Source organism: Cyanobium sp. Lug-B, assembly GCF_024345635.1.
In the GTDB taxonomy this organism is placed as follows: domain Bacteria; phylum Cyanobacteriota; class Cyanobacteriia; order PCC-6307; family Cyanobiaceae; genus Cyanobium; species Cyanobium minutissimum.
This window is the reverse complement of the sequence record NZ_JAGQBM010000103.1, coordinates 1-6444: the sequence shown is the minus strand read 5'-3', so window position 1 is coordinate 6444 and position 6444 is coordinate 1. Positions and strand designations below refer to the sequence as shown.

The following is a 6444-nucleotide window of genomic DNA, read 5'->3' as shown; positions in this document are numbered from 1 at the left end:
CTGCCACCCTGGCCACGGGGGCGGGGGCCGGGCCGATCACCACCCAGCCGGCCGCCTCCACGGCGGGACGGATCCGCTCGGCCAGGGCGGCGGCGGCCGTGGCCGTGCCGCTGGCGGATGGACCGGCCAGCCGCAGCAGGCAGGCCCGGCCGAAGGGCACCATGCCCCCCTGGCGGCGCAGCTCCAGTTCCTCGGCCAGGAAAGCCGCGTAGCGGCCGTCCACCAGGTGGCGGATCACCGGATGCTCGGGGCTGTAGGTCTGCACCAGCACCTCCCCGGGGCGTTCCCCCCGGCCGGCCCGGCCGGCGAGCTGCAGCAGCAGCTGCAGGCACTGCTCGGTGGCGCGCAGATCGGGCCGGTGCAGCAGGCCGTCGGCCGCCAGCACCGCCGCCAGGGTCACCCGGGGCAGGTCCATGCCCTTGGCCAGCATCTGGGTCCCCACCAGCACGTCCGCCTCGCCGGCCGCGAAGCGCTCCAGCAGGCGGCGGTGACCATCCCGGCCCCGGGTGGTGTCCCGGTCGAAGCGGATCAGCCGCAGGCCCTCCAGTTCCGCCGCCAGTTGCTCCATCACCCGCTGGGTGCCGGCGCCGAAGGGCTTGAAGGCGGTGGACCCGCAGTGGCCGCAGCGATCGCCCATCTCCTGGCGGTGGTCGCACCAGTGGCAGCGGAGCCACTCCCGACCCTCGCGGCCGCCGGCCCGGGGGCCGCGGTGGACGGTGAGGGGCACGTCGCAGTGGGGACACTGCACCACCTCGCCGCAGCTGCGGCAGCTCAGGAAGGAGCGGTAACCGCGCCGGGGCACCAGCACGACGGCCTGCTCGCCCCGCTCCTGCAGGGTCTCGAGCCGGGCCATCAGGGGGCGGCTGATCAGGCGGCGGTGCCCCTCCTCCAGCTCCAGGCGCATGTCCACCAGCCGCACCGGCGGCAGGGGGCGTTGGCCGATCCGCTCCGGCAGGGGCAGCAGGCGGGTGTCGGCGGGCTGACCCCCGGGGCGCGGCTGGCAGCGCCACCAGGTCTCGAGGGAGGGGGTGGCACTGCCGAGCACCAGACGGGCCCCCGTCTGGCGGGCCCGCAGCCGGGCCACCTCGCGGGCGTGATAGCAGGGCATGGGACTCTCCTGCTTGTAGGAGGCATCGTGTTCCTCGTCGAGCACGATCAGGCCCAGCTGGCCCAGGGGCAGAAAGACGGCGGAGCGGGTGCCCACCGCCAGGCAGGGCTCGCGCCGCCGAGCGGCCTCGAGGCAGCGCCGCCAGGTGAGGACCCGTTCCCCATCCCCCATGCCGCTGTGATACTCGATCACCGTCGGACCGAAGCGGCGCCGGCAGCGGTCCAGCAGCTGGGGGACCAGACCGATCTCCGGCGCCAGGATCAGCACGCTGCGCCCCGCCGCCAGCTCCTGGGCCGCAGCCTGCAGGTAGACCTCGGTCTTGCCGGAGCCGGTCACGCCCCAGAGCAGCAGGTTCTGGCCCGGCGGCGCCCCGGCGATGGCGGCCATGGCCGCGGCCTGGGCCGGACTGGGTGACCGGGCGCTCTCCAGGGGGGCCGATCCAGCACCCGCCCCGCCGCCGGGGAGGCCCGGGGCGCCGCCGACCCTCGACGGGACGCGGCCCGCCTCCCTCAGGAGCAGACCCCGTCGCTCCATCGTGGTGATCAGGGTGCGGCCGAAACCGGCCTCCTGCACCAGATCGCGCAGCAACCGCGCCCCCCCGTGGCTGGCCAGGTGGTCCAGCAGTTGCTGCTGGCGGGGGGTGATGGACGCCATGACCGCGGCCGGGTTGGGCCGCACGGTCCAGAGGGTCCGTCCCTGGCCGGGGGGACGGCGGGCCTGTCCCAGCCAGCCCGGCGGCAGCGCGCTCTTGAGGGTGCGGAACAGGCCGCTGTGGCACTGCCGGGCCACGCCCTCCAGCAGGGCCTGCCAGAGCGGATCGATCGCGGCACTCTCCAGCACCGCGTCCACCGGGAGGATCGCCCGTCCCTCCATGGCGGCGGGACAGACCGCCGCCGTTGCCACCACCAGGCCCGTGTGGGGCCGGCCCTGCAGACGGACCCGCACCAGATCTCCCGCCCCGATGGCCAGGCCCGAGGGGTTGGCGTAGGTGAAGGCCCGCCCCTCCCGGCCGGCCTCCAGCCACACCTCCAGCCAGCCCGGGGGGGCGGGTTCGGGTGGCGATGGTGAGGAGCTGGCTGGCAATCTTGCAAAGATCTCATGCCATTCCTAGGATGACGTCGTTGGGCCGCTCGAAAGGCTGCCGTCGGAACCGCGCAGAGTTCCGTCCACAGGGAAGACCCGCTGAGGATCCAGGGATTCACTCCCTCTTCATTCCTCCGGTCTGAGACCACCCGTGACAGCCCTGCACCGGCTCTGGCCGACTTCCACCATCCCAATCACGCTCCTGGAGCGATCCATCCACCATCCATCGGCATCGGCTCCGTGAGCGGAGTCCTTCCATCCCGCCACGTCCTGTTGCTCTCCTGGCCCTCCCGCCCGGCTCCGTACCGGCAGCATGGAGGATGGGAACCGGAGTCACGGACCCGGAGGGCAGGAACCGGCTGATGGAATCACGCCCCTGACCATCCCCGGGCCCCTCGCCCCGCCCGCCTTTCCCTCGCCCGCTTCATTCCCCCGCACCCCTTCCCTTTCGCGTCGTTTCCATGAGCCCAGTCGCCGCCAAGGCCAAAGCCGCCGTTCCCGAGATCCTGGCCACCGTCACCGCCAACGGCGACGTGCTGCCCATCGAACCGACGGCGGCGGCGGCCAGGAAGACCGCGGCCCGGGTCCGAACGGCCGCTCCCAAGGCTGGGACCGCCAAGCCTGCGGCCAAGGCCGGCTCCCGGACGACCGCCAAGCCAGCGGCCGCCAAGCCCGCCGCTGAGAAGCCCGCGGCGGTCGTCCTCGACGATGGCCTCGACGGCGATGACGATCTTCCGGAGACCGGCGGCGACCTCCGCAAGGATGCCAAGGGTGCCAAGGCTCTGGCCAGCATCAAGGTGGGCCCGAAGGGCGTCTACACCGAGGATTCGATCCGCGTCTACCTCCAGGAGATCGGCCGCATCCGTCTGCTGCGGCCCGATGAGGAGATCGAGCTGGCCCGCAAGATCGCCGATCTGCTCGAGCTGGAGGAGAAGGCCGCTGAGTTTGAGGCCGACAAGGGCCATTTCCCTGATACCAAGGAGTGGGCGGCGATCTTCGACATGCCGCTGATCAAGTTCCGCCGTCGGCTGATGCTGGGGCGTCGGGCCAAGGAGAAGATGGTCCAGTCGAACCTGCGGCTGGTCGTCTCGATCGCCAAGAAGTACATGAACCGGGGTCTGTCGTTCCAGGATCTGATCCAGGAAGGCAGCCTCGGCCTGATCCGCGCCGCCGAAAAGTTCGACCACGAGAAGGGATACAAGTTCTCCACCTACGCCACCTGGTGGATCCGCCAGGCGATCACCCGTGCGATCGCCGATCAGAGCCGCACCATCCGCCTTCCTGTTCACCTCTACGAGACGATCTCCCGGATCAAGAAGACCACCAAGACCCTCTCCCAGGAGTTCGGCCGCAAGCCCACCGAGGAGGAGATCGCTGAAAGCATGGAGATGACGATCGAGAAGCTCCGCTTCATCGCCAAATCCGCCCAGCTGCCCATCTCCCTCGAAACTCCCATCGGTAAGGAGGAGGATTCCAGGCTCGGCGATTTCATTGAAGCCGATATCGAGAATCCTGAGCAGGATGTCGCCAAGAACCTGCTGCGTGAGGACCTGGAGGGCGTGCTCGCCACCCTCAGCCCCCGTGAGCGGGATGTGCTCCGCCTGCGCTATGGCCTGGATGACGGCCGCATGAAGACTCTGGAAGAAATCGGCCAGATCTTCGATGTCACCCGTGAGCGCATCCGGCAGATCGAAGCCAAGGCCCTGCGCAAGCTGCGCCACCCCAACCGCAATGGCGTTCTGAAGGAGTACATCAAGTAGCCTGCCTCCCCTGCAGGAGAATCAAAAACAGCTTGGCGAGTGCATGGTCATTCTCTTCAGCAGCTCGCCGGGATTCCGATGACGGAACGCGAGCCGATGCTCCGCCTGACGGTCGTGCTGCCCACCTTCAACGAGTGCTCCAATGTGGAGCCCATCGTCGAGGAGTTGCTGCCCCTGAGAGACAGCTTCGACCTTGAACTGCTGTTCGTTGATGATGATTCCAGTGATGGCACAGCCGAAAAGGTGCGGATGCTGGCCCACCGCCATGGTTGCGTCCGGCTGATCCGCCGTGTCGGGCGCTTCGGCCTCTCCAGCGCCATCAAGGAGGGGATCCTGGACGCCACCGGCGATGTGGTGGTGGTCATGGACAGCGACGGCCAGCATGAACCCGCCTCGGTGGCCCATGCCGTCTCCGCCCTGATCGAGAGCGGCGGCGATCTCATGGTCGGCAGCCGCTTCCATCCCGCGGCCACGATCATGGGTCTGAGCGAGCGGCGCGAGCGGAACTCCACCTGGGCGAATGCGGTGGCCCGCTTCAGCCTGCCCCGCTACCGCCATCTGACCGACTACATGAGCGGTTTCTTCGCCCTGCGCCCCGAGCGCTGCCTTCCTTATGTGCGGCAGGTGGATGTCAACGGCTTCAAGTTTCTCTATGAACTGCTGGCCCTCAGCCACGGCCATCTGGCGGTGGCCGAGGTGCCCCTGAGTTTCCAGCCCCGCAGCGCCGGGGAATCGAAGCTCAACCTGGCGGTGATCTGGGATCTGGGGGTCTCGATCCTGCACACCCTGCTGCTGCGCATGGTGCCGCGGCGGGCCGTCAGCTTTGCCCTGGTGGGCGGCACCGGCATCGGCATCCACCTTCTGGTGTTCGCCCTCAGCCAGGACCTTCTGGGTCTCAGCTTTGAGCAGGCCCAGGTGGTGGCGGTGGTCAGCGCCGGCTGCTCCAATTACCTGATCAACAATGTGCTGACCTTCCGCTCCCAGCAGCTGAGCGGCATCGCCCTGGTGTTCGGCCTGATCCGCTTCCTGTTGGTCACCTCCCTGGGGATGGCGGCCAACGTGGGGGTGTCCTCGGCGTTCTACCGCCAGGTCACCCCCCAGCCGCTGCTGGCCTTGCTGGCCGGCATCGCCGTCGACTTCGTCTGGAAGTACGCGGCGTCCTCCCGCTTCGTCTGGAACACGCCTTAGGGCTGCCCAGCCCGGGGCCGCCGGTCAGGTCGGCGGGCCCTGGCCTTAACTTCCCCTTGATCTCGTCGTCGACCCAGCATGGTGTCTGCTGCCCGGGGGGCCCAGCCGGAGGGTGTCCGCGCCCGTAGCCACAGGCAACTGGTCTGGGTGCTGAGCGGCCTCTGGCTGCTGCTGATCTGCTGGCTGGCCTTCTTCCAGGGCCTCGGCAGCGTCGGCCTGATGGACAAGACCGAGGCCCTGTTCGTGGAGGTGGGCCACCAGATGCTGGAGCGGGGTGACTGGGTCACCCCCTGGTGGAACGGCGAACGCTTCTTCGATTACCCCGTCTGGGGCTACTGGATGGTGGGGCTGAGCTTCCGGCTGTTCGGGGTCAGCGAATGGGCCGCGCGGCTGCCGGTGGCTCTCGCCGCCAGTGCCGTGGTGGTGGCGGCCTTCGGCCTGATGCTGGCCTGGTCCCCGGCGGGTGAGGCGGGCCGGCCCAGGCTGCTCAGGGGTGTGGTGGCGGCCGGGGTGATCGCCACGACCCCGGGCTGGATCGGCTGGGGGCGCACCTCCACCACCGACATGTTCCTCTCCAGCGCCATCACCCTGGCGCTGTTCGGCTTCCTGCTGGCCCACCGCCACCGGGCCGACCCCTGGCGGGCCCCCCTCGGCCGGGTGGCCATGGCGCTGTTCGCGGGCATCGCCGTGCTGGCCAAGGGCCCGGTGGGTCTGCTGCTGCCGGGTCTGGTGGTGGTGGTCTTCCTGCTGTTCACCGGCCACTGGCGAGCCTGGCTGCGCTGGCGTCCCCTGCTGGCCATGGTGGCCCTGTTCCTCGGGGTGAGCGCCCCCTGGTACGCGGCGGCGGCCGCCGTCAACGGCGGCGACTTCCTCGGCGGCTTCCTGGGCTTCAGCAACCTGCAGCGTTTCACCACGGTGCTCTACGACCACCCCGGCCCCCCCTGGTTCTACCTGCCCTGGCTGGTGATCCTGGTGCTGCCCTGGTCGCTGTTCCTGCCCCTGGCGATCGCCGCCCAGGGCTTCTGGCGCCCCTCCCGCTGGCGAACGGCGGCGGCCGGCCCCTCCGGAGAAGGCACCGCCCCGGCGGAACTGGGGCTGTTCCTGCTGCTCTGGCTGGTGCTGGTGGTGGCCTTCTTCTCCGCCGCCGCCACCAAGCTGCCTGGCTACATCCTGCCGGCCCTGCCGGCGGCGAGCCTGCTGGTGGCGCTGCACTGGCGCCCCCTGCCGGAGGCGATCGTCCCGGCCCCAGCCGCCCCGGCCTCGGCCACCCCGGCCCTGGCCCCGGCCGCCCCGGGCCGGACCGGG

General features: G+C 70.2%; 4 protein-coding genes. 3 read left to right on the top strand and 1 reads right to left on the bottom strand.

Annotated features, from left to right (window positions below; all coding sequences use genetic code 11):
- Positions 1-2191, bottom strand: a 2191-nt coding sequence (gene priA / locus KBY81_RS16085; protein ID WP_254977043.1) for a primosomal protein N', incomplete at its 3' end; no start/stop codon positions are given.
- Between the two features lie 461 nt (positions 2192-2652).
- Between priA and rpoD the strand changes: the two genes are divergently transcribed.
- The 3 genes from rpoD to KBY81_RS16070 all read left to right on the top strand — a co-directional run.
- Positions 2653-3951 carry an RNA polymerase sigma factor RpoD gene (rpoD, locus tag KBY81_RS16080; protein WP_106221300.1) on the top strand — a complete coding sequence of 433 codons (1299 nt, stop codon included), beginning with the start codon at positions 2653-2655 and terminating at the stop codon, positions 3949-3951.
- Between the two features lie 78 nt (positions 3952-4029).
- Positions 4030-5139: a glycosyltransferase family 2 protein gene (locus KBY81_RS16075; RefSeq protein ID WP_106221298.1), complete on the top strand. Its 1110-nt coding sequence runs from the start codon at positions 4030-4032 to the stop codon at positions 5137-5139.
- A 78-nt stretch (positions 5140-5217) separates the two neighbouring features.
- A partial coding sequence (locus tag KBY81_RS16070; RefSeq protein ID WP_254977042.1) for a glycosyltransferase family 39 protein occupies positions 5218-6444 on the top strand: 1227 nt, incomplete at its 3' end.

Bases quoted from the DNA above. Each gene is read 5' to 3' on its own strand.
- rpoD (WP_106221300.1), top strand. From the start codon at position 2,653: ATGAGCCCAGTCGCCGCCAAGGCCAAAGCCGCCGTTCCCGAGATCCTG.
- KBY81_RS16075 (WP_106221298.1), top strand. From the start codon at position 4,030: ATGACGGAACGCGAGCCGATGCTCCGCCTGACGGTCGTGCTGCCCACC.